At 70.0% G+C, this 21,857-nt stretch carries 19 protein-coding genes; 12 read left to right on the top strand and 7 right to left on the bottom strand.

The annotated features are described in order from the left end of the window. Positions 1-99 precede the first annotated feature (99 nt). Together IE226_RS36005 and IE226_RS36000 are read left to right on the top strand one after the other, a co-directional pair. Positions 100-759, top strand: a complete 660-nt coding sequence (locus IE226_RS36005) for a hypothetical protein (protein WP_190085695.1) — start codon at positions 100-102, stop codon at positions 757-759. Positions 760-809: 50 nt separating this feature from the next. Beyond that, entirely contained in the window at positions 810-1,766 is a 957-nt protein-coding gene (locus tag IE226_RS36000) for an AraC family transcriptional regulator (protein ID WP_190085694.1), read from the top strand. 134 nt (positions 1,767-1,900) lie between these two features. Here the strand turns inward: IE226_RS36000 and IE226_RS35995 are convergent, their stop codons facing one another. Then, entirely contained in the window at positions 1,901-3,076 is a 1,176-nt protein-coding gene (locus IE226_RS35995; protein ID WP_190085693.1) for a lipase family protein, read from the bottom strand. An 87-nt stretch (positions 3,077-3,163) separates the two neighbouring features. Then, a complete protein-coding gene (locus tag IE226_RS35990) occupies positions 3,164-4,180 on the bottom strand; it encodes an AraC family transcriptional regulator (protein ID WP_190085692.1) in 1,017 nt (338 codons plus the stop codon). Positions 4,181-4,368: 188 nt separating this feature from the next. On the opposite strand from IE226_RS35990, the gene IE226_RS35985 reads away from it, so the two are divergent. After that, positions 4,369-6,321, top strand: coding sequence for an AMP-dependent synthetase/ligase (locus IE226_RS35985; protein WP_190085691.1), 1,953 nt, complete (start codon positions 4,369-4,371; stop codon positions 6,319-6,321). Here IE226_RS35985 and IE226_RS35980 read toward each other — a convergent pair. Then, entirely contained in the window at positions 6,287-6,601 is a 315-nt protein-coding gene (locus IE226_RS35980) for an AzlD domain-containing protein (RefSeq protein ID WP_190085690.1), read from the bottom strand. The genes IE226_RS35985 and IE226_RS35980 overlap by 35 nt on opposite strands. Beyond that, complete coding sequence (locus IE226_RS35975) at positions 6,598-7,428, bottom strand: AzlC family ABC transporter permease (RefSeq protein ID WP_190085689.1); 831 nt, start codon at positions 7,426-7,428, stop codon at positions 6,598-6,600. Before IE226_RS35975 ends, IE226_RS35980 begins: the two co-directional genes overlap by 4 nt. Positions 7,429-7,542: 114 nt before the next feature. Between IE226_RS35975 and IE226_RS35970 the strand changes: the two genes are divergently transcribed. Continuing rightward, positions 7,543-8,163, top strand: coding sequence for a helix-turn-helix domain-containing protein (locus IE226_RS35970; RefSeq protein WP_190085688.1), 621 nt, complete (start codon positions 7,543-7,545; stop codon positions 8,161-8,163). A gap of 263 nt (positions 8,164-8,426) precedes the next feature. Here IE226_RS35970 and IE226_RS35965 read toward each other — a convergent pair whose 3' ends face one another. Then, positions 8,427-8,630: a cold-shock protein gene (locus tag IE226_RS35965; RefSeq protein WP_006138897.1), complete on the bottom strand. Its 204-nt coding sequence runs from the start codon at positions 8,628-8,630 to the stop codon at positions 8,427-8,429. A 336-nt stretch (positions 8,631-8,966) separates the two neighbouring features. On the opposite strand from IE226_RS35965, the gene IE226_RS35960 reads away from it, so the two are divergent. Further along, the gene (locus IE226_RS35960) at positions 8,967-9,854 is read left to right on the top strand and encodes a menaquinone biosynthetic enzyme MqnA/MqnD family protein (protein WP_268251308.1); all 888 of its coding nucleotides are present in this window, start codon (positions 8,967-8,969) and stop codon (positions 9,852-9,854) included. A gap of 149 nt (positions 9,855-10,003) precedes the next feature. Further along, a complete protein-coding gene (locus IE226_RS35955) occupies positions 10,004-11,662 on the top strand; it encodes a serine/threonine-protein kinase (protein WP_190085686.1) in 1,659 nt (552 codons plus the stop codon). 66 nt (positions 11,663-11,728) lie between these two features. Here IE226_RS35955 and IE226_RS35950 read toward each other — a convergent pair whose 3' ends face one another. Continuing rightward, positions 11,729-16,453 (bottom strand): FtsK/SpoIIIE domain-containing protein, encoded by a 4,725-nt coding sequence (locus IE226_RS35950; RefSeq protein WP_190085685.1) that lies wholly within the window; start codon positions 16,451-16,453, stop codon positions 11,729-11,731. 389 nt (positions 16,454-16,842) lie between these two features. Here IE226_RS35950 and IE226_RS35945 point away from each other — a divergent pair, with 389 nt between their 5' ends. The 6 genes from IE226_RS35945 (at position 16,843) to IE226_RS35920 (ending at position 21,050) form a co-directional block, all read left to right on the top strand. Next, positions 16,843-17,145, top strand: coding sequence for a WXG100 family type VII secretion target (locus IE226_RS35945; RefSeq protein WP_190085684.1), 303 nt, complete (start codon positions 16,843-16,845; stop codon positions 17,143-17,145). A gap of 103 nt (positions 17,146-17,248) precedes the next feature. Next, complete coding sequence (locus tag IE226_RS35940) at positions 17,249-17,572, top strand: hypothetical protein (protein WP_190085683.1); 324 nt, start codon at positions 17,249-17,251, stop codon at positions 17,570-17,572. 3 nt (positions 17,573-17,575) lie between these two features. Beyond that, a complete protein-coding gene (locus IE226_RS35935; RefSeq protein WP_190085682.1) occupies positions 17,576-18,979 on the top strand; it encodes a hypothetical protein in 1,404 nt (467 codons plus the stop codon). 131 nt (positions 18,980-19,110) lie between these two features. Then, positions 19,111-19,824, top strand: coding sequence for a hypothetical protein (locus IE226_RS35930; RefSeq protein WP_190085681.1), 714 nt, complete (start codon positions 19,111-19,113; stop codon positions 19,822-19,824). Between the two features lie 24 nt (positions 19,825-19,848). Then, positions 19,849-20,466, top strand: a complete 618-nt coding sequence (locus IE226_RS35925; protein WP_190085680.1) for a hypothetical protein — start codon at positions 19,849-19,851, stop codon at positions 20,464-20,466. A gap of 2 nt (positions 20,467-20,468) precedes the next feature. After that, positions 20,469-21,050: a hypothetical protein gene (locus IE226_RS35920; protein ID WP_190085679.1), complete on the top strand. Its 582-nt coding sequence runs from the start codon at positions 20,469-20,471 to the stop codon at positions 21,048-21,050. 91 nt (positions 21,051-21,141) lie between these two features. On the opposite strand, the gene IE226_RS35915 is transcribed toward IE226_RS35920, so the two are convergent. Beyond that, positions 21,142-21,738, bottom strand: coding sequence for a hypothetical protein (locus IE226_RS35915; protein ID WP_190085678.1), 597 nt, complete (start codon positions 21,736-21,738; stop codon positions 21,142-21,144). Positions 21,739-21,857: the final 119 nt, after the last annotated feature.

Raw genomic sequence — 21,857 nt, 5'->3', positions numbered from 1 at the left:
GGGCGCCTGGCGTGAGCCCCACGCTTCGGCCGGCCGGGGCCGGCCCCGGCCGGTGAATATCGCTGGGGGCAGCGGCTGTCGCGCGGCTACCGTTCCCGCATGCGCCGACAAGCCGACGAAGACGCCCCCACGCCCGCCCCCGTAACCGCCGACGACCTCGACCGGGCCGTCCAGCTCGCCCTCACCACCCTCCGCGACGCGCCGGCCACGGCCTGGGACGGCAAGGCGGGCACGCTGGAGTGGGACTGCTGGGAGACGGTGGAGCATCTGAGCGACGACCTCTTCGCGTACGCGGCTCAACTCGGCCCCCGGCAGCCCCCCTTGACGGGCGAGGTGCCCTTCATATGGGAGCCCCGCAGGCCGGGCGGCCCCTCCAACGCCATCCACGCGAACCGCACCGCGGGCCCCGCCGGGCTGCTCCAGGTCCTGGAAGCCAGCGGCGCGCTGCTGATCGCCATGGTCCGTGCGGCGCCACAGACGACCCGCGCCTACCACGGCTACGGCATCTCCGACCCCGAGGGCTTCGCCGCGATGGGCATCGTCGAAACCCTCGTACACACCCACGACTTGGCCGAAGGCCTGGGCCTGGCGTGGGCGCCCCCGGCCGACATCTGCGCCCGCGTACTCGTCCGCCTCTTCCCGGACGCCCCGCACGACACCGACCCCTGGCCCACCCTGCTCTGGGCCACCGGCCGCGCCGACCTCCTCGGCCACCCGCGCCCGACCTCCTGGCGCTGGTACGGGGCGCCCCGCCGCTAGTCGTGAACGAGAGAACGAGAGAACGAGAGAACGAAAGGGTGGGAGGCCGGGTGCTTGAGCGGTTCAACCAGGCCATGGAGCAGATCGAGAGCCATCTCGATCAGCCGATCGACGTGGCCGAGCTGGCGCGGACGGCCGTGACGTCGGAGTACCACTTCCGGCGGCTGTTCTCCGGCCTCGCGGGGCTGCCGCTGTCGGAGTACATCCGGCGCAGGCGGCTGACCGTCGCGGGCGGCGAGGTGCTTGCCGGGGAGCGGACGCTGCTCGATATCGCCGTGCGGTACGGCTACTCGTCGGGTGAGGCCTTCGCGCGGGCGTTCCGTGCCATGCACGGGGTCGGGCCCGGCGAGGCCAGACGCGGCGGTGCGACGCTGCACTCCCAGCCGCGGATGTCCTTTCGCCTCGTCGTCGAGGGGAGCAGCAGCATGCGGTACAGGGTCGTGGAGAGGGACGCGTTCCGGGTGGTCGGGAGGAAGGCGCGCGTCCCGCTCGTCCACGAGGGCGTGAATCCGCACATCGCCGAGTTCATCCGGGGGATCGGCCAGGAGACGCTGCGGCGCATCGAGAGCCTGTCGGATCAGGGTCAGGGTCAGCCGGACCAGGACCGGGACCAGGAGCCGCAGGGGCTTGTTTCGGTGAGCGACCAACTGGACGAGAGCCGCGCCGAGGGGACCGAACTCGACTACTACCAGGGCGTGGTGACCAGCGCGGACGTGCCCGATGACATGCAGTCGCTCGCCGTCGAGGCCGGAACCTGGGCCGTCTTCGAGAGCGCGGGGCCCTTCCCGCAGACGCTGCAGAATCTGTGGCGGGACGTGTTCACGCAGTGGTTCCCGTCGAATCCGTACCGGAGCAGGCCCGGTCCCGAGATCCTGCGGGCCCGCCTCTCGGACGACGGCGCGCACGCGGATGCGGAGCTGTGGATTCCGGTGGAGGTGGACGTGGACGTAGCGGTGGCGGCCCCGATGGGGCGGGCGGCGACGGTGAAGCGGGCGGCGTCGATCTGAGCGACGGCGTGTGACGGACCTCGCGGACCGTCACACGCCACCGCCCTCACATCCGGCCGGTCAGCAATTGCCCCGCGCCGCCCTCACACCCGGCCGGTCAGCAATTGCCCCGCACCGCCCTCACACCAGACCGGTCAGCAATTGCCCCGCGCCGGCTTCCCCGCGAAGCGTTCCGCCAGCCAGTTCATCGCCAGCGGGGACTGTGTGATGACCCCCGAGACGTGCTCGCCGAGCGGGACCGTGTGCCACTCCACGTTCGCTCCCTTGGCGCACCAGTCCTTGCGGACCTGCTTGCCCACGCCGTACGGGATCAGCTCGTCGGTGATCACGTGGTACTGGTACACCGGCGTGTCCGGAGCCCGGGTGCCGACCGTCGACTCGCGCAGGCGCTGCTGCCAGTCGGGCTGGTCCAGGGGGTTCTTCACCGTCATGTCGGAGATCTTCTTGAAGGCGCCGAGCACCGCGCCGTCCGCCACGCAACTGTTGCGCAGGATGCCGATCAGCTTCTTGCCGGCGGGGTTGAGGTACGACTCCAGGTTCAGTTCGGGGTAGGCCGCGTTCTGGCCGATCGCCGCCATGAAGATCAGGCCGGAGCCGTACGAGCCGTCGTTGAAGTCCGCCACCTTCATCAGGTCGCCCGGTATGCCGCCGGTCGCCGTGCCCTTCACCTTCAGCTCGGGGGCGTACGAACCGTGCAGCTCGGCAGCCCAGCCGGAGGCCTGGCCGCCCTGTGAGTAGCCCATGATGCCGACCGGGGTGTCCGCGCCGAGCCCCGCTTCGGGCAGGCGGATCGCGGCGCGGGCGGCGTCGAGCATGGCCTGCCCGGCGGCCCTGCCCGCCGTGTAGGTGTGGTCGCCGGGCGTGCCGAGGCCCTCGTAGTCCGTCACCGCCACCGCCCAGCCGCGCAGGGTGAGCTGCTGGATGAGGTTGGCTTCGAGCGTCGTGCCCTTGGGGAAGCCGGCGCTCGGGGCGCAGTGGTCGCCCATGCCGATGGTCCCGACGGCGTACGTGACGAGGGGGCGCGGCCCCTTGCGGCCGTCCTGCGGCACGATGACGGTGCCGGAGACGGTGTTCGGTTCGCCCTTGGCCGTCGTCGAGCGGTAGTTGATCTTCCAGGCCTTGGTGTTGGTCGGCTGGCCGGGGAGCGGGTGGAAGCTGCTCGGCGCGGAGCTGATCAGGTCACCCGGCGCGGCAACTTCCGCCGCGGCATCCTCCGCCGGGGCGGCCTGCGCCGTGACCGGCACGGCGGCGGCCGAAAGACCGAGCGCGGCCACCACGGCCAGGGCTCTTGCGCTGGTACGAACGTGCATGCGGCTCTCCCAACTGTCCTCAGTGGCTGGGGTGTGCAGGCGACGACCGTAGTGATGGGCGGGTAAGTCCGGCGCTGGCGGGAGCGCTCAGCTTTGTTGACCCCGGTTCTCATAGCGGTAGGCGCCGGGCGTGGTTCCCGTCCACCGGCGGAAGGCCCGGTGGAAGGCGGTGTCCTCCGAGAAGCCGAGCCGCGCGGCCAGTTCGGCGATCGGCTCCGAGCCTTCGGCGAGCCCCGCTATCGCCGCGTCGCGCCGCACGGCGTCCTTCAACCGCTGGTACGAGGTGGACTCCCCGGCGAGGCGCCGCCGCAGCGTCGCGGGGCTCATCGCGAGGCGGGCGGCGATCTCGCCGAGGGTGGGCAGGCGGGGAGAGGTGCGCAGCGCGTGGGCCAGGGCGCGCCGCACCTGCTCGGCGACCGTCGTCCCGTACTCGCGCCGTGACAGCAGATCGAACGGCGCCCGGTTCAGCAACCCGTCGAGCGCCGCCTCGTCCCGGATCAGCGGTGCGGACAGCCAGTGCTCGTCGAACCCGGCGCCGGTCCGTGGCGCGCCGAAGCGGACTGCGCATCCGAAGAGCAGCCCGTACTCGTCCTTGTGCGGGGGCGGCGGGTGCCCGAACTCGGCCCAGTGGAGCGGGATGCGGCGTCCGATGAGCCAGCTGCACAGGCGGTGCCAGATGATGACGAGGCACTCGGCGAGGAAGTAGTCGTGTTCGAGGTCGTTGCGTACGGCGAAGACGGCGCTGCCGGTGCCGCGGTGCTCGAGCGTGAGGTCGGGGCCGCCGGGAAACAGCCCGTAGAAGGTGACCGCCCGCTCCATGGCGGCGCCGAGGTCTCGGCAGCCGATGGACGCGTGGCACATCATCGCGAAGGTGCCGGGCCTGCTGGCGGCCGAGCCGAGGCCCAGGAATTCGTCGCCGGTGGCGCGGTACAGCTCCCGGAAGAGGCGGGCGAACTGCACCTCGGTGATGCGGGCCCGGTCGTCGCCGAGGAGGAGCGGCGGGATCTGGGCGGTGCGGAGCAGCGGGACGGTGTCGATTCCGTGGCGTTCGGCGCCGTGCAGCATGGCGCGGACGTGGTGGACGGTGATGGTCCGGCTCGGCATGGGGTGACCTTCCCCCGTCAGTCCCCTTCTCGAACTCGACGCCGCGTGTTCGAAAGCGCCGCGTTCCCGCGTGTTCGGAAGCGCCGCGTTCCCGCGTGTTCGGAAGCGCCGCGCTGAGCTTCCCGGTCAATCCCGCTGACGCTTCCCGTCATCCCGGGACGGGCCGCGGTGTCCCTAGCGTCGTACGCATGCAGCCGACGGAGCGTCCCGAGACCCTGGCCGTCCTCACCGAGTGGGCGGCCGACCGCCACGGCAAGCTGCCCGCCCTCCGCTTCAGGTCCACGGTGTCCGAAAGCGGCGGGGCGTGGCAGGTGATCTCGTACGAGGAACTACGCGCCCGCGTAAGGGACTTCGGCACCCGGCTCCTCACACTCGGCGTCCGCCCGAACGACCGCGTGGCGATCCTCGCGGAGACGCGCCCCGAGTGGACCTACGCCCACTTCGCCGCCTTCGCGGCAGGCGCGGTGGTCGTCCCCGTCTACCCGACGGCGGGCGACGAGGAGGTCGAGTGGGTCATCGGCGACTCAGGGGCTTCGGTCGTCCTGGTCGAAACGGCCACACAGGCGGCAAAGATCAACGTCCTGCGCTCCGCCCTGCCCGACGTACGACATGTGCTGGTGTTGACGGAGTGCGTGGTGGGCGGGGGTGGTGAGCAGGGCGCTGACCGTGCGCGGGACGCTGACGGGAGCCCGAGCCTCCCCCACGAGCAGGGCTCCGAAGGCGTTCGACTCACCACCCCCGACCAGCCCACCGAACCACCCCAGCCCACCGAACCACCCCCACCCACCGACCTGTTGGCCCGCGCCCGGGCCCGTACCCCCGCCGACCCGGCCACCATCACCTACACCTCCGGCACCACCGGCCTGCCCAAGGGCTGCCTGCTCACCCACGGCAATCTCGGTGCCGTTCAGTCCGCGACGCTGCCCCTGATCCAGGGCGGCCCCGGTGACTCCACGTACCTCTACCTCCCGCTCGCCCACCTCCTCGCCCAGCTCATCGAGTTCACGACCCTCGTACAGGGCGGCGAACTCTGCTTCTACGGCGGGAAGATCGAGAACGTGGTAGCCGAGCTTGCAGAGGCCAAGCCCACGCATCTGCCGTCCGTACCCCGGCTGTTCGAGAAGGTGTACTCCGTCGTGCTCTCCCTCGCGGAGTCGCAGGAAGGGGGTCGCGAACGCTTCGAGGAGGCGATACGCATCGGAGTCCTCGCGGCGGACGGCGCCCTGCCGCCCGAGCTCCGGGACGCGTACGAGGCCGCGGACAAGGCCCTCTACAGCCTGGTGAGGCAGGCGCTCGGCGGGCGCGTGCGGTGGGCGCTGACCGGCGGCGCCCCGATCGCGCCGCACGTCATCGACTTCCTGCGGGCCTGCGGGATCGCGTTCTTCGAGGGGTACGGGATGACCGAGTCGGCCGGCGTCATCAGCCTCAACCACCCCGGCGCGGTCCGGTACGGCACGGTCGGCCGCCCCGTCGAAGGCTGCGAGGTCCGTATCGCCGACGACGGAGAGATCCTCGCCCGCGGCGCGATGGTCTTCCCCGGCTACCACGCGGACCCCGCCGCCACCCGCGAAGCCCTGGACGACGGAGGGTGGCTGCACACCGGCGATCTGGGCGCCCTCGACGCCGACGGCTACCTCAGCGTCACCGGCCGCAAGAAAGACCTGATCATCACCTCCGGCGGCAAGAACCTCACCCCGTCACTGACTGAACTCGCCCTCCAGCGCTCCCGTTTCGTGTCCCGTGCCGTGATGGTGGGCGACCACCGCCCCTACCCCGTCGCCCTGATCACGCTGGACGCGGAGGAGATCAGCGGCTGGGCGGAGCGGGAGGGCGTGACGCCGGCCGAGCCGCCGTCGCAGGACCCCCGCGTCCGCGCCCTCGTCCAGGACGTGGTGGACGCGGCCAACGCGGAGGTCTCGCGTCCGGCCCGCATCCGCGGATTCGCCCTCCTCGACGAGGACTTCACGGTGGAGGACGGCCTGCTCACGCCGAGCCTGAAGGTGCGCAGGCGGGCGGTGACGGAGCGGTACGCGGAGGTGATCGACGGCCTGTACGGGACGTACCGGCAGGACACGAGCCCGCCCGAGAAGCACGATCCGGCGCCGGTCAAGCCACCCCCGCAAGACGCAACAACGCCGTAGCCGCCGCCGCGCCCACCACGACCACGGCGAACGGGGCCTTCCGCCAGGCAAGCACCCCGCCGGCCAGGACGCCGATCGTCCGAGCCCAACCAGCGAAGCCGTGCCCCTCGGTGAGCGCGCCGGTGGCGAGCAGAGCGACGAGCAGGACGGTGGCCCCGACGGTCAGGAGTTCCTGGAGGCGAGCGGGCAGTTCGACGCGCCCGTGCAGCAGGGGCCCCGCGAGACGGAAGGCGTACGTTCCGGCGGCGAGTACGAGGACACAGGCGAGGTAGGCGTTCACGAGTCACTCCCGGGGGCGGCGGTACGGCTCGGTCCACGACGGCCGACGGCCCGCCCGGACCTGGACCCGGACCCGGACTCGGACCTGGGCCCGGACCTGGACCGGGGCCCGGGCCCGCGCCGCGCCGCCAGCAGCCCGAGCAGGGCAAGCAGCACCGGCACCCCGGCGGGCAGCACGGGCGCGGCGGCCACCGCGATCACGGCACCCGCGGCTGCCGCCCGCCGCGTCATGCTGTCGGCGCGCAGCGCGGGAAGGACCAGGGCGAGGAGCACCGCGGGGAACGCGGCGTCGAGCCCGAAGCGTGCGGTGTCGCCGATGACGGACCCGGCGAGCGCGCCGCCCAGAACGCTGACGTTCCATACGGCGAAAAGGCCGAGCCCGGATATCCAGAACGCGGCTTTGCGGCGCTTCTGGTCCGGCTGGGCGAGGACGAAGGCCGCGGTCTCGTCGGTGATCAGATGCGCGCCGAGGAACCGCGCGGCCCGGGAGCGCCCCAGGCTGTCCGCGACGGCCAGGCTGAACGCCGCCGTACGGGAGTTGAGCAGCAGGCCGGTCGCCGCCGCGGCCACCGGGCCGCCGCCCGCGGCGAGGATGCCGACCGCGCTGAACTGGGCGGAGCCCGCGTACACGAGCAGCGACATCAGGACGGGCACCCACACGGGCAGGCCGCCCGCGACGGCGATCGCGCCGAAGGAGACACCGACGACGGCGTCGGCGAGCCAGACGAGTGCGATGTCGCGCAGGACGCCGCGAGGTAGGTGGGAGAGGCGGACGAAACCTTCGTTCGTTCGCTCTGGCGGGCTTTCTGTTCGGTGTGACGAACGCATAGGAGTACGATGACTGGAGGGGATCGCGTTCGTCAAGGCGAACGAATGGTCCGCTACAGCGAACGACCGAATGAACGCCGCTACGGCGACAGCCAGGGCGAAGGAGCGCGAGCAATGACCGACGGCGAAGCTTCCGGAGCGCCAGCGCCAGCGCCTGCCGGTAACGGAGGGGCCGCAGCCGCCCCCGCCGGCCTCCCCCGCGAATGGGTCGCCGCCGCCCTGCGCCGCGAGCGCACCAAGGCGGGGATCTCGCTCTCCGAGCTGGCCAAGCGGGCCGGGATCGCGAAGTCGACGCTCTCCCAGCTCGAGGCGGCCACCGGCAACCCGGGCATCGAGACGCTGTGGGCCCTCGCCGTCGCGCTGGGCGTGCCGTTCAGCGTCCTGGTGGAGTCACCGGCGCCCCCCGTGACGGTGATCCGGGCGGGCGAGGGCCCGACCATGCACGCCGAACAGGCGTCGTACGCGGGGACATTGCTCTCGCCCGGGCCCTCCGGCGTCCGGCGCGACATCTACCACGGGGCGGTGGAGCCCGGCTCGGTACGGGAGTCGGAGCCGCACATCCCGGGGTCCGTGGAGCACTTGATCGTCTCCACGGGCCGCCTGCTGGCGGGCCCGATCGACGCCCCGGAGGAACTGGCGCCCGGCGACTACATGTCGTACAGAGGCGACGTCCCCCACCTCTACGAGGCCCTGACCCCGAACACAACCTTCGTCCTGATCATGCAACACGTGTAGCCAGGGGAAACCGCGCCCGAAGAGGCGCGGGCAACTGCGCCCGAAGGGGCGCGGGGAACTGCGCGCCCAGCCCAAAACCACCCGCAGAGAGAAAACCCCCCCGACCCCACCCCCCCAACCCCGCAAAAGGCCCAGGGGCCAGAAAAAGGCAGGGGCCCCATCCCCCCGCTCACGCGGAAAGGCAGGGCCCCTTGGGTACTGCTATCCATGTCCGGATCAAGTCACCGGAACTGTCACACGCCCCATTCGCATGGGGCGCCCCACTACATGGGGGTGACGTTCTCCGCCTGCGGACCCTTCGGGCCCTGCGTGACGTCGAAGCTCACGGCCTGGTTCTCCTCAAGGGAGCGGAAGCCGTTTGCGTTGATCGCGGAGTAGTGGACGAAGACGTCGGGGCCTCCGCCTTCCTGGGCGATGAATCCAAAGCCCTTTTCGGCGTTGAACCACTTCACGGTTCCGGTAGCCATAAGCCCTCCTTGGGCCAAAGGGTTGCCCTGCTCCAGAACCTGCGATTGTTGAAACAACTGCATAAGTCTGAAAACGACGAGAGCCTGCGGGTTACATGCTCCGCAGGCTCTGTACTGCAAGGGAAACCAAACTGCAACTTGCGGCGAGCTTAGCACGCAGGCAGCCGAATGCAATAGGGGGCAAGATCACGTCACCCGGATGTTTGACGGACCCCCCAGAGGGGTTGACGTACCAGGTCGAAAGCTCTTGACAAGGGCGGGAACGAGGCCCCGCTTTCCGCACCGTACCGCAAGGGGGCTAGCCTCCCCGATGTGGACAATTCTCCCGTTGACACCATCGCCGGGGCAGGCGCGGATCAGCCCCCCGGCCATCACCGCACCCCCCGGCCGCGCGTCGGCCACATTCAGTTCCTGAACTGCATGCCTCTGTACTGGGGCCTCGCGCGCACCGGAACGCTGCTCGACTTCGAGCTCACGAAGGACACCCCCGAGAAGCTCAGTGAGCAGTTGGTGCGGGGCGATCTCGATATCGCACCCGTGACTCTCGTCGAGTTCCTCAGGAACGCCGACGATCTCGTCGCTTTCCCCGATCTGGCGGTCGGCTGCGACGGCCCGGTGATGTCCTGCGTGATCGTCTCGCAGGTGCCTCTCGACCAGCTGGACGGCGCGCGGGTCGCGCTCGGCTCGACCTCGCGCACCTCCGTGCGCCTGGCGCAGCTGCTGCTCGCCGAGCGCTATGGCGTGCAGCCCGATTACTACACGTGCCCGCCCGACCTCGGCGTGATGATGCAGGAGGCGGACGCCGCCGTGCTCATCGGGGACGCGGCGCTGCGGGCGAACCTGATCGACGCCCCGCGGCTGGGTCTCGACGTATACGACCTGGGCCAGATGTGGAAGGAATGGACGGGTCTGCCGTTCGTCTTCGCGGTCTGGGCGGCCCGGCGGGACTACGCGCGGCGCGAGCCCGAGGTCGTGCACGCCGTGCACAAGGCGTTCCTCGCCTCGCGGGACCTCTCCCTGGAGGAGGTCGGCAAGGTCGCCGAGCAGGCGGCACGCTGGGAGGCCTTCGACGCCACCGTCCTGGAGCAGTACTTCACGACGCTCGACTTCCGGTTCGGGAGCGCGCAGTTGAAGGGCGTCGAGGAGTTCGCGCGCAGGGTGGGGGAGACGACGGGGTTCCCGGCGGACGTCAAGGTGGAGCTGCTGGAGCCGCACCCCGCCTGACCGAAGGCCGCGGGCGGGGCAGCCACCGCAAGCCCTGCCGTGCTAGCCGGGCCAACGGCCGGGGCCGCCGGTGATGGCCGCGGACTACCCTGAGCTGAGCTTCAGACAGTGGCCGCGTCCGTGCGGCGCGTTCGGGGGAGGCCTTCGTCATGCACCCGCTCGATCCCGGCGAACCGACCGCCATCGGGCCCTATCGGCTGCTCGGCCGACTGGGTTCGGGCGGTATGGGCCGGGTCTACCTGGGGCGCAGTTCCGGTGGCCGTACGGTCGCGGTGAAGGTCGTCCATCCGCACTTCGCGCTCGACGAGGAGTTCCGCGCCCGCTTCCGGCGCGAGGTGGACGCGGCGCGGAAGGTGGGCGGCGACTGGACGGCGCCGGTCCTGGACGCCGACCCGGAGGCGGCGGTTCCGTGGGTGGCCACGGGGTACGCGGCGGGTCCTTCGCTGGCGGAGGCGGTACGGGACCTGTCCCCGCTGCCCGCGCACTCCGTACGCGTATTGGTGGCGGGCCTGGCGGAGGCGCTCGCCCACGTACACGGCCTGGGCCTCGTCCACCGTGACGTGAAGCCGTCGAACGTCCTGCTCACGATGGACGGTCCCCGCCTGATCGACTTCGGCATCGCACGCGCGACGGACGGCACGGCCTCGCTGACGTCGACCGGAGTCTCCGTCGGCTCGCCCGGCTACATGGCGCCGGAGCAGATCCTCGGCAGGGGCGTCGCGGGTTCGGCGGACGTGTTCTCGCTGGGCGCCGTCCTGGTGTACGCGGCGACGGGGTCTTCGCCGTTCCCCGGTGACTCCTCGGCTGCGCTCCTCTACAAGGTGGTGCACGAGGAGCCGGATCTCGGCTCATTGACGGGTGAGCTGCGCGATCTGGCCCGGCAGTGCCTGGCCAAGGACCCTGGTGAGCGCCCGGCCCCGGCCGAGATCGCCCGGCGTCTGGCGCCCGCGGGAGCGGATGGTCTTGTGGCGGCGGGATGGCTGCCGGGCCCGCTGGTGGAGCGGGTGAGCCGGAGCGCCGTACGGATCCTCGACCTGGAGACGGACGGGGCCGGGGTCGCGGAGCAGCCGTCGGGCCCCGTGCCGTTCGCCGCTCCGGCGGTGGGCAGCGGCTCCTTCGGCCCGCCGGACCCGTCGTACGCACCGATGCCGGCGGCGGCCTACGTCCCGACGCAGGCGTCGGAGACCGCACCGGACAGTCGGCAGCCCGGCCGGGTGAGGTTCTCGGCCACCGCGACATCGACGCCGAGCGGGTCCGACGGGCGTGGCCGCAAGGTCAGTTGCACCCTGGTCCTGGGCGTGGCGGGCGCGCTGGCCGCGGTGACGGTGGGCTCCGTCTTCGTGTTCGGGCTGCTCCCCGGAAACGGCGAGAAGTCGAGCGACGCGGGCCCGCAGCAGCCCCCGGCCGCCACGGCGAGCGACCAGCCCGGCGACGGCGGAACATCGGACGACGACGCGGGCAAGGTCCCGGCCTCCTACCGCGGCACCTGGGAAGGCCAGGCGGTCGCGGCGAACGGCGCGGTCCCGATGGGCACGTTCCGGCTCAAGGTGGAGCAGGGCAAGGTGGGCGAGCGCTTCGCGGTCATGACGCAGACGGACCAACTGGGCGGAGTCTGCGCGGTGGACCTGACCCTGAAGTCGGTGTCGCAGAACGAGATCGTGGCCCGCGGCAAGGGCCGGCCGGACAGCGCCGCACAGTGCACCAAGAACACCCACACGGTCCGCCTCCGCCCCAAGGGCGACGACCTGATGTACCTCTCGGAGAACGCGGAGTCGGGCAATCCGGAGGCACGACTCTCACGTACGTGAGCCTGGACCGGACGGCCTTTCCCGCCCACCCGATCGCCCTGCGGCAAGGGTGGGCGGGACGGCGCGTCACAGGGGAGTCGTGACCGTCACCGGCTCCCCGCTGCCCGTGTACAGCAGGCCCTTGCCAGGGGCGATCGGGCCGCCGACCATGCTGCGGGTCGTGCGGATGCCGATCAGTTCGCCGCTCGAGGAGTCCTGGGGGGAGAGCAGGATGCCGCGGCGGCCCTTCTTCGCCTCTACCTGCCAGCCGGAGAAGCCACCGCAGACCTCCTCCTCGTCGCCGCCGATGATGAGGCCGAGGCCCCGCTCGGCGCCGCGCTGGACCAGGCGCTTGAACTCGCGTTCGGCGTCGCAGTCCTCCAGGACCTCGCCGTCGTCGATGATCCAGATGATCGGGTCCTCGGGGGACGCGGACTCCACGACCTCCTTGAAGTCGTCGCTCTCGATGTCGTCGTCCTTGAAGACCTTCAGGATGCCTTCCTGGCCTTCCAGTTCGCGCAGGGGCGAAGGGCGCGGGGCGGCGATCACGAGGCGTACGCCCTGCGTCATGTACGAGCGCGCCAGGTTCATCAGCGTCGTACTGCGGCCCGACTTGGCCGGGCCCGCCACCACGAACGTCGGCACGCCCTGCGCGAGGTCCGGGCCGAAGCCCATGATGTCGTCGCCGCCGATGCCCGCGAGGGCCCACAGCTTGGAGCGCGAGGCCTCCGGGTCCCGCATCTCCCACGCGTCGGCGAAGCTGATACGGCTCGGCAGGCTGTCCACACGGAACGGCTTGCGGGCCCGCGGCACATCCGCGTCCCGCGCTGCCGCCGCCTCGCCGATCTCGGAGAGCGCGGCGGCCTGACCCTGGCCCGTGGAGTCCTCGGAGAGCAGCGCGAACTGCGTCTCCGTACCGTGCTCGTTCTTGAAGCCGCGACCCGGCGGAATCTCCTCGGGCACCTTGCGCGCGTTCATGCCGAGCATCGAGAAGTCGGAGCGGTCGGCGAGCCGCAGGCCGTACTTGTCCTCGGTGAGCGAGGCCATGCGGCCGATGAGGACCTGGCGGTCACCGGTGATGACCAGGTGGATGCCGACGCTCGCGCCCTCGCGCATCATCGCCTGCAACTCGTCCGTCAGCTCGCCGTGGTCGTACTCGCCGAGGGTCGGCAGCCAGCCCTCCCAGCGGTCGAGGAGTACGACGATGTGCGGAAGGCGTTCGTCCTCCGGCACCGCGGCCCGCTGCTCGCCGATGTCGGCGAAGCCCTTGTCGGCAAGGAGGTCCTGGCGGCGCGTGACCTCGCCCTTGAGCCGGGTGATGAGCCGCACGGCACGCTCGGTCTGGTTGCGGCTGACGACGGCGCCGCAGTGCGGAAGCCGGGTCAGCGCGTTGAGCGCGCCGTTGCCGCAGTCGATGCCGTACAGATGCACGTCGGCGGAGGAGTGCGTACGGGCGATGGAGCCCGCGATCGTACGCAGGATCTGCGAGCGGCCACTGCGCGGGGCGCCGCCGATGAGCAGGTGCCCGAACGTCTCGAAGTTGACCGCGACGGGGCGGCGTGCCTGGTCGGAGGGGATGTCCTCCAGACCGAAGGGCGCGGGCGCGAGCGCTCCGGGCTTGTCGCTCACGGCCGGCAGCGGGATCTCGTCGAGCTGGAGCTGCTCGGAGAGCGCCGGCAGCCACGGGCTGTGCTGGGCGGGGATGCCCATGGTCGCGTTGGCGTCACGCACGGCGTCCACGAGGACCTTGAGGTCGGTGATCTCCTCCTCCTCGCGCGCCGCCGCCTTGGGCTTCACCAGCGCGGCACGGCCCAGGTCCTCCCACCCGAGCGCGCCCGCCCACGGCGCGAGCAGCGCGGGGTCGGCGGCGCCGGGCCTGCGGCCACCGACACGACCCGACTGGAAGGGGACGAGCGAGGCGTGACCGAGGCGGACGTACGCACGTCCCGGCGTGCTCTTGGCGATGTGACCCGCCGCCGGGTCGTCGATGACGTCCGCGGACTCCGCGCCGTCCGTCACGCGCAGGGCGATACGGAGGTTGGTGTTGGCGCGGATCTCGGGGGAGACCACACCGCTCGGACGCTGCGTGGCGAGGAGCAGGTGGATGCCGAGCGAACGGCCTCGCTGGGCGATGTTGACCAGACCCGTCACGAAGTCCGGCAGGTCACGCACCATGGAGGCGAACTCGTCGATGACGATGAGGAGCCGGGGCACGGGCGGGTGCGAGGGATCGCGGCGCACCAGGTCCTGGTAGTCCTCGATGTCCTTGGCGTCGGCGGCGGCGAGGATGTGCTCGCGCCGCTTCAGCTCGGCGCCCAGGGACTCCAGGGCGCGCTCGACGAGGTGCGCGTCGAGGTCGGTGACCATACCGACGGTGTGCGGCAGCTTCACGCAGTCCTTGAACGCGGAGCCACCCTTGTAGTCCACGAGGACGAAGGTCATGTTCTCGGGGGTGTTGGCCACGGCGAGCGCCGCCACGATGGTCTGCAGGAGCTCCGACTTACCGGAACCGGTGGTACCGGCGATCAGACCGTGCGGCCCGTCGCGCCGCATGTCGATGCCGAAAGGACCGTCGTACGACTCACCGATGACGGCCATCGTCGACTGCCCGCCCATCCGCCAGCGCGCGGTGATCTGGTCGGCCGTCGGCGGCTCGAGCTGGAGCACGTCGAGCAGCCGGGAGGAGCCGGGCAGCGCCGAGTCCTCGGTCTCGCCGCTGATGTCCCGCAACGGGGAGAGCGCGCGGGCGAGCCGCCCGCACCAGGCGGCGGAGACGAAGTCGGGCCGTACGTCACGGATGCGGGCGGCGTCGGTCTTCTCGACGCGAAGCCGCAGTTCGAGGGGCTTCTCGGCGCCCTGCTCGCCCTCGTTCGCGGCGGTCGTGTGCCAGGCCTGGAAGGAGGGGAAGCCGCCGGGAGCGTTGGCGGCGGGCGTGGTTGCGTCAGGCATGGCGGGCGTGGAGGGGGCGGGCAGGCCGATCTCCGCGGCCTTCGGCTCGGCGATCACGATGGCCTGGCACTCGCCGGGCAGGAACCGCTCCTCGTCGTCGAGGCAGAGCGCGTACATGGAGACGGCGGGACCCTCGCGCAGCAGCTTCACCACGCCGGGCATCGACCGCAGCCGCCGCGAGCCGTCCCACACCACGACGATGTCGGGATCGCCGAAGGAGGTCGCGCCGCCGCGGTTGTTCTCCTTGGCGGCCTTCTGGCGCGCGGCGAGGATCTGGGTCAGCTCGCCGATGCGGGAGCCGACGGTCTCGGCGTCCGTGCCGATGAGCAGGTTGACGTCCTGGGACCCTGAGGGCCGCGCGTGCGGCAGCCAGCGCGTCCAGTCCCAGGTCTCGCGCGCGGAGTTCTCGGTCAGTATGTAGAACTGCACGTCCAGCGGGCTGTGCAGGACCGCGGACTGCGCGACGGCCCATCGGCCGAGCGCCTTCGCCGAGTCGCCGGGACCCGCGATGCCGATGACGCCGAGATCGCGCAGCGAGAGCGCGACGGGCGCGTCCTCGATCTTCCAGGTGACCTCGCGCTTGTGGTCGTCCTGCTCGGGGTCGTCGAGCACGACCTCGGAGTCGAGCCGTCCGGTGCCGACACGCACCAGGAGATGGTCGGAGTCGGTGCGCCGCCGCTCCCAGAGGCGCGTGCGGGGGCCGGTGCCCAGGGAGAGGATGCCGGCCGGGCTGAGAACGGCCTGCCGCTTGTCCATCCGCTCGGCGACGAGGGCTTCCTGCGCGTCCTTCTCGATCCGCGCTTTGTGTTCGTTGTACTCCTTGACCTGTTTGGCATGGGATTTACGCCCGTGCTTCTTGTCCATGAAGTAGTTGCCGAACAGGATGAGCGGGCTGAGCAGCGCCATGATCAGGTAGTACCAGCGACCGAAGATCATCACAGATACGACGGCACCGACGAGCGGTGTGAGCGCCATCAGCCAGGGCAGCGGGCGTGCCTCGAAGTCACGTACCGGACTGGGCAGCCGGAATTTCGTCTGCCGCTCGGGAGGGCGCAGTCGCGGAGGCCGGTTGTAGTCGAGACCGGTGCCGTCCTCGGACCATTTCAGGGCGGCGTTGGGCGGCTGGTACCTGTCGAGTTCGAGCAGGGTGTTTCCGACGGCGATCTGGGCGCCGAGCGGCCATTCGCCCTTGTCCCGCTTTTTACCGTTGCCGCTGTCCGCCCTGTTGTTCTTGTCGCGCTTCTTGCGCTTTTCCGGCTTGCTGCCGCCCTCGCCCTTTTTCTCGCTTTTCTCGCCTTTATCGCTGTCATCGGCCTCGCTGAACTTCTTGCCCTCGAGGGTCACGCCGTCTATGTCCCCATGTACGGCGACTTGGCAGGTGCCATCGGTTGCAACTGACAACGTGAGGGCCCGGGCGGGAAGCTCCGGATCGTCGATACGGATGTACGAGGCGGGGCCGCTGCCGATGTCGTAGCGCCCGATGCCGAGCCGGTGCACGGCGCCGGCCGCGGGGCCGCCCGCGACGCGCAGCTCGACGAGGCCGCTGGGTTCGCCGGGCAGGCAGCCCGCCGGGTCGTGCAGGCTGACCACGGCGCCCTCGCGCAGCGCGGAGGTCCCGATGGTCGCGGAGGCGTCGATGGGGTAGCCGTCCACGAAGACGACCGGCGCCCCGCCCTGACCGCCGCCGCCGGGCTGGAGTTGATGCCCGCCGATCGGGATGATCTGGGCGTCACCACCGCCGTAACCCACCTGCTGGGCCAGCTCCCTGGCGATGTCCCCGACGGAGGACTCAGGATCGGCGTCGAGCACGACGTCGGCGTTCGCGCCGCCGAGCGGATCGACGACGGTCAGAGTCAGGCGCACGATCGTCCTCCCCATAAGACGCTTGTGACCGCTTCCGGAACGCGGTCGCAGCGGCTGGTCCACAGTGCCTGTGAAGCACTGGTACACACTGCCTGCGCGGCACTCGTCACACAGTGCCCGCGAGGCTGTCCACAGTGCCTGTGACGATAGCCGCTCCACCCTTCCCACAGGCAACGGCCTGTGCGGGAGCCGCACGGGCTCATAGCAGAGCTGTGACTCAACCGGGCTGTGCTCACTTCAGCCCCACCCGTAAGCTGCTGACCCAAGAGCGGAAGATCGCACGAGCAACTGATCGTCCTCGCACGCGGGGGCGCACGGGCTTGAGCGGCCCGCACTGGTGGAGCCAAGGGGGATGGCCCTGCGGCGAGTTGGATTGGATGTGAAGCCACATGGCCAAAGACGCCGATATCACTTATGAGGAGATGCGGACCGCGGCGGGCAAGCTGAACGACGCCAAGGACAAGATCGACGAGAAGCTCGACGCCCTTGAGCGTTACGTCGAGAACCTGGTGAAGAACGGCTACACGACTCGCAAGGGTTCGCAGGCTTTCGAGGACTCCTTCAAGGAGTTCAAGAAGGGCGCCAAGGACACCATCGAGGGCCTCACGGGCATGGGCAAGTTCCTGACCAGTGCCGCGAAGGCGTACGAGGACCTGGACGACGACCTCGCCAAGGGCGTCAAGGGCAAGTGACCCGGCCTTCGGGCAGGTGAACAACCCGGTGCGATGGGCCGCCGCGTTTCGCGGCGGCCCATCGCACCGGTCGTATGTCGGTAGTGAAACGCATGGGGGCGCTGTGGGTGGCGGTGGCGACCGGGCCAGGCTTGACCTTGACGTGATCAAGGGCATGGGCACCGGGCTCAACAACGTGAAGAAGGCCTTCGACGGCCTGGAAGATCTCGGCGGTCAGTACGAGGACGACTTCGGAAACGGTGATCTCGCCGACAAATTCGGTGATTTCGCGGACAACTGGAAGTTGAGCCGCAAAAGGCTGACGGACGAGGTCGACGCACTCGCGCAGATCGCCAAGGCCGCCGCCGAAGCGTACGAGGACATCGACCACCAGTTGGCCGAGGCGATCCGCGGTGCGGATGATCCCAAGTCGAAGAAGAAGGGCTGAACCATGGCCGGACGCCCGCGTGATTGGCACCCGGTCGCGGACAGCGACCCCATTCCCGGTGATGCCGACCGGGTAGCGAATCTGGGGAAGAAACTCCGCAAGACCGCCGATGAGCTCGAGAAGCAGATCAGGAACATCAAGGCGGTCTCCGAGGTGGAGGCCTGGGACAGCAAGGCGGGCAAGGAGTTCCGCGAGAAGGCCAAGGGCAACGTAAAGAAGCTGGAAGCTGCCTTCAAGCGGTATGACACGGCGGCGGATGCCTTCGGCAGTGAGGTGACGGAGGTCGGCGGTCGTTTCGACGACAAGCTGCACGCCAAGCCGAAGAATTACGCCTCTGACCTCAACCGCGCCCAGGAGATGGCGGACCTCGCGCTGAAGGAGGCGCAGGACGCGGAGGAGCGCAAGAGCGCCAACCAGAAGAGCCTGGACGCCCTTTCGGACAAGGGCGGCAAGGACAAGGGCGGCGCGGACGGCAAGGACAGCAGCAAGGAAGACAAGAAGAAGCTCGAAGAGGCGCGGGACAGCGCGGGCGACGAGATCGAGGCCGCCCGGCAGAAGATCAACCAGGCCAGGAAGGTCCGCGACGACGCGGCCAAGCGCGCCCGTGACGCGATCGAGGACGTCATCGCGGACGACTCCCTGAAGGACGGGTTCTGGGAGACCCTCGTCGACGACATCAAGTCCGTGACGGAATTGATCTCCACGGTCTGCGGAATCCTTTCCTTGGTGGTCGGCTGGATTCCGGTGATCGGCCAGGCGCTGGCGGGAGTGCTGGGCGCAATCGCCATGATTGCCACGCTGATCACCACCATCTGCACCATCATCCAGGTATTCCAGGGCAATGCGGACTGGATGGACGTGGGCCTCGCGGCGGTCGGCTTCCTGCTGATGGGCGTGGGCAAGGCCTTCTCGAAGGTGGCGGGCAAGTTCGCGAAGACGGCGCTCAGCAAGATGAACCGGGCCGGAGCGGCGCGGACCACGAAGCAGGTCACCAGGGCGAACAAGAACCTGCGCAAGCTCTCCGGCAAGAAGTTCAAGCTGGAGAGGGGCGAGGGCTGGAAGTCCCTCAAGGAGCCGTTCACCGAGCCGTTCTCGAAGGCGGCCTGGGGCAAGAATCTCAAAACCCTCAAGCCGGGCGAAGGGAACTTCGCGGCCGCCAGGAACGAACTGGCCGAGCGGGGCGGCGGAAGTGCCTTCAAGGGCATCGGGAAGTCGTTCTCCATGGCCGACCCCGGCGTCGCGTCCGACCTGAAGGGAATCAAGGCGGGTGCGGCCGGACTCGGTAACTTCGACGCGAATGCCGTGAGCCAGATCTCGAAGACGGCGACGCGCCTTGGAGTCACCGGAGCGGGCATTACGCTGGCCGGCCTCGGCCTTGACGGTAATCTCAACCCGCTCGTGGCCTGAGGCTCGCCGAATGACCCGCCGAACGCCCCGCCGGATGACCGCCGAATGACCCGCCGAATCGGCTGGCCTGGCTGGCCCCCACCGTAGTGGCTTGCTCCCCCACCGTGCTCCCCCACCGAAGAAGGAACGCAGTGAACACACCTGACGACGACATCCCGGCGCTGTCCGAGGATTTCGCGGTCCGTATCGACCTCCAGCCCGGCTGGGTCGACCTGACGCTGCGCGAGGGCTCGAAGGCGGAGGCGAAGGCGCTGGCAACGAAGACGGTCAACGAGCTCAACCCGCTCTCCCTGGAGATCGAGAAGAGCGCGGTCTTCGACGACATGGCCGAACGGGCGCTCAACCTCAACGAGGACGCTCCGGCGCTCGCGGCGGCGTACTACGCCGAGAGCGGCGAGGGCCTGATCAACCTGATGGTCGACTCGTACGGCGACGAGGGCGTCCCGCGCCCCACGGCGGACGAGGTCCTTCCGCTGCTCCTGGAGTGGGAGAACGGCGATGTCGTGGGGGAGCCGGAGGTGTCCCGCCTGGAACTGGCGGCGGGTCCCGCGCTGCGTGTCCAGGCGACGCTGAAGATCAAGCGGATGTTCGGCCTCGGCCGCCGTATCACCGAGTTCGTGAGGTACGCGGTCTTTCCGCCCGGCATGCAGAGCCTGGTCGTCGTCACGGCGACGTGGGAGAAGATCCAGCTGACGGAGGAGAACACACAGCGTGTGGACGAGATCGTCCCGACGCTGAGGCTGGACTTGGTGGACGAGGACGGAAACGAACTCACGCCGAATCCGGGCACGAATCCGGGCTCGAATCCGAGCCCGAACGCGAAGCCGGAACCCGAACAACCCTGAGTGAATTCGAGAGCCCAGAACCTCATGAAGAACGCCAGCGAATTCACTTCGCCGCCCTCCGACTACAACGTCATCGTCCCCGACGGCTGGTTCCAGCTGCCGCTCGCCCCGGAACACCGCGACCGAGGCATCGTCGCCCTCGCGGACCAGCAGTTCCGGGGCGTGGACAACGCCCCGCACATCAAGAAGCAGTTCATGCGGGAGATGCAGCGCAAGGCCAAGAGCGCGTACGGCGTCGGCGGCACCGAGCTCTACATCTCCACCCTGTCGGTCGGCCAACTCCCCCTGGCCTCCTCGCTCCTCATCAGCATTCCGGGTCCCGACGAGTGGCCGAAGGTCACGGACGTGGAAGAGCTGGCGGAGCATCTGGCGAGCAAGGACGGATCGGCGGAGACCGATGCCGAAGTGGATGTGGTCACCCTGGCGGCAGCGGGCAGGGCGGTCCGCCAGCGCCGCAAGGAGGCCCCGGACCCCGAGTCCCAGCTGGGCAATGAGCTCCCGAACACCCTGCTCACGTACTACGTACCGATCCCCGCGACCAAGAGCTGGCTGCTGCTGAACTTCTCCACGCCCATGGACCCGCTGGCGGACCAGATGGTGGAACTGTTCGACGTGGTGGCGGGCACCCTGCACTGGGACTGACGATGACGCGCCCCGACAGCACCCCCGGCCCCCGCCCCAGCCCCCGCCCCAGCTCACGCACCCGCGACGCCTTCGCCCTCGTGGCCTTCGTGCTGGCGCTGCTCGCCCTGGCCGCCGGGTTCCTCTGGACCAAGGGCGCCTGGCGCGCGGTGATCCGTGAGTCGCCGAACCTGATCGCGGACTGGCCCGGCGGCGCGTGGCTCTTCGGGATCATGGCCGGGGTATTGGCCGTCGCGGGAGCCTACGGCGGCCTGTGGGCAGCTGACGCGCTGCGGGGCGACGAGACCCCGGGGCGTGTCGCACGTCGCGCAGCCAAGGGCGTGTGCTGGGCGGTGCCGGTGATCGTGACGGCGTACATCATCTCCGCACTGCCGGGCCGCAACTGCAGCTCTTCCAGCCCCACTTGTCGCCAGGTCGACGGCGCTTTCCCGGCTCTCCTCGCCTACGCCGTTACTGCCGCGGCCCTGGCCTGGGCGGCCTACCGAGTCCACTCGACCCGCGAGGAACAACGCCGAGCCGCACACCGGACACGGCTGCGAAGGCTGCGGAAGAAGGGCAAGGGAAAGAGCCGGGAGGCACGGTAGCCTCCGAGCCCTCCGTACCTGACCCGCCCTCGTCGCTGACCGAGGGAGGGCGTCGGGTCTACCGGTTGACCCAGCTCCTCAGGGCAACCGGCTACTCCGGATTCTCGTTCAACCACACGCTCCGAGCGAAGTCGTCGAAGACATCATCGTGCGCGAACAGCCAGCCGAGGTCGCCGCTTACGGTGCGCAACGACGCGTAAACCTGATGCTCCTCGGACCACCAGCCGTAGTTGACCGATACGCAGAGCTGCTCGCCATCACCGAAGTAGCGCAGACAGCGCAGACCCTCCGCTCCCATGCGGTCGAAGACAAAGGGGGTGACGTCGGACGGGCGAACCGGGTTCTGCTCGTCGGCTTGGACCACTTTGCGCAGCCCCTTCTTGCGGTCCTCCCCGTCTGACCGGACCGAGAGTGCGTAGACCGGCTGGGGCACACGGCGCGGGTCGCCGCCGTAGAGGAACACCTGATCAGCGGGGATGCTCGGATGCGGGTGAGCCTCCTGGAGGAGACGGAAACGGGCGGTGAGCGCCTTGCGGTCGGGCCGCTTCCACCAGCCCTTGTGACGGCGATACATGATCTCGGCGCAGGTCTGTGCCCACTCCTCGATCCGCTGCACGTCCGTGGCCTTCCAGTGCAGGGGGAGCGGGAACCACTCGGCCGGCTCGGCCTCGGTCTCGTAGAAGATCATGCGTAGCTCCATCGCGCCGGAGTGGCTGAAGGCTCCGCCGACTTCTCGGGCTTCCCCTGATCGACGCCGACGATCTTGTCATTGTCCTTGGAGCTGCCGACGCTGTCCGTGGGGTTGGC

Source organism: Streptomyces longisporoflavus (genome assembly GCF_014649775.1).
Lineage (GTDB): Bacteria > Actinomycetota > Actinomycetes > Streptomycetales > Streptomycetaceae > Streptomyces > Streptomyces longisporoflavus.
Note: the sequence above shows the minus strand (reverse complement) of the source record. Positions and strands in the feature narration are given on the sequence as shown.

Bases quoted from the DNA above. Each gene is read 5' to 3' on its own strand.
- IE226_RS36005 (WP_190085695.1), top strand. From the start codon at position 100: ATGCGCCGACAAGCCGACGAAGACGCCCCCACGCCCGCCCCCGTAACC.
- IE226_RS35995 (WP_190085693.1), bottom strand. From the start codon at position 3,076: ATGCACGTTCGTACCAGCGCAAGAGCCCTGGCCGTGGTGGCCGCGCTC.
- IE226_RS35990 (WP_190085692.1), bottom strand. From the start codon at position 4,180: ATGCCGAGCCGGACCATCACCGTCCACCACGTCCGCGCCATGCTGCAC.
- IE226_RS35985 (WP_190085691.1), top strand. From the start codon at position 4,369: ATGCAGCCGACGGAGCGTCCCGAGACCCTGGCCGTCCTCACCGAGTGG.
- IE226_RS35975 (WP_190085689.1), bottom strand. From the start codon at position 7,428: ATGCGTTCGTCACACCGAACAGAAAGCCCGCCAGAGCGAACGAACGAA.
- IE226_RS35970 (WP_190085688.1), top strand. From the start codon at position 7,543: ATGACCGACGGCGAAGCTTCCGGAGCGCCAGCGCCAGCGCCTGCCGGT.
- IE226_RS35965 (WP_006138897.1), bottom strand. From the start codon at position 8,630: ATGGCTACCGGAACCGTGAAGTGGTTCAACGCCGAAAAGGGCTTTGGA.
- IE226_RS35955 (WP_190085686.1), top strand. From the start codon at position 10,004: ATGCACCCGCTCGATCCCGGCGAACCGACCGCCATCGGGCCCTATCGG.
- IE226_RS35945 (WP_190085684.1), top strand. From the start codon at position 16,843: ATGGCCAAAGACGCCGATATCACTTATGAGGAGATGCGGACCGCGGCG.
- IE226_RS35935 (WP_190085682.1), top strand. From the start codon at position 17,576: ATGGCCGGACGCCCGCGTGATTGGCACCCGGTCGCGGACAGCGACCCC.
- IE226_RS35925 (WP_190085680.1), top strand. From the start codon at position 19,849: ATGAAGAACGCCAGCGAATTCACTTCGCCGCCCTCCGACTACAACGTC.
- IE226_RS35920 (WP_190085679.1), top strand. From the start codon at position 20,469: ATGACGCGCCCCGACAGCACCCCCGGCCCCCGCCCCAGCCCCCGCCCC.
- IE226_RS35915 (WP_190085678.1), bottom strand. From the start codon at position 21,738: ATGATCTTCTACGAGACCGAGGCCGAGCCGGCCGAGTGGTTCCCGCTC.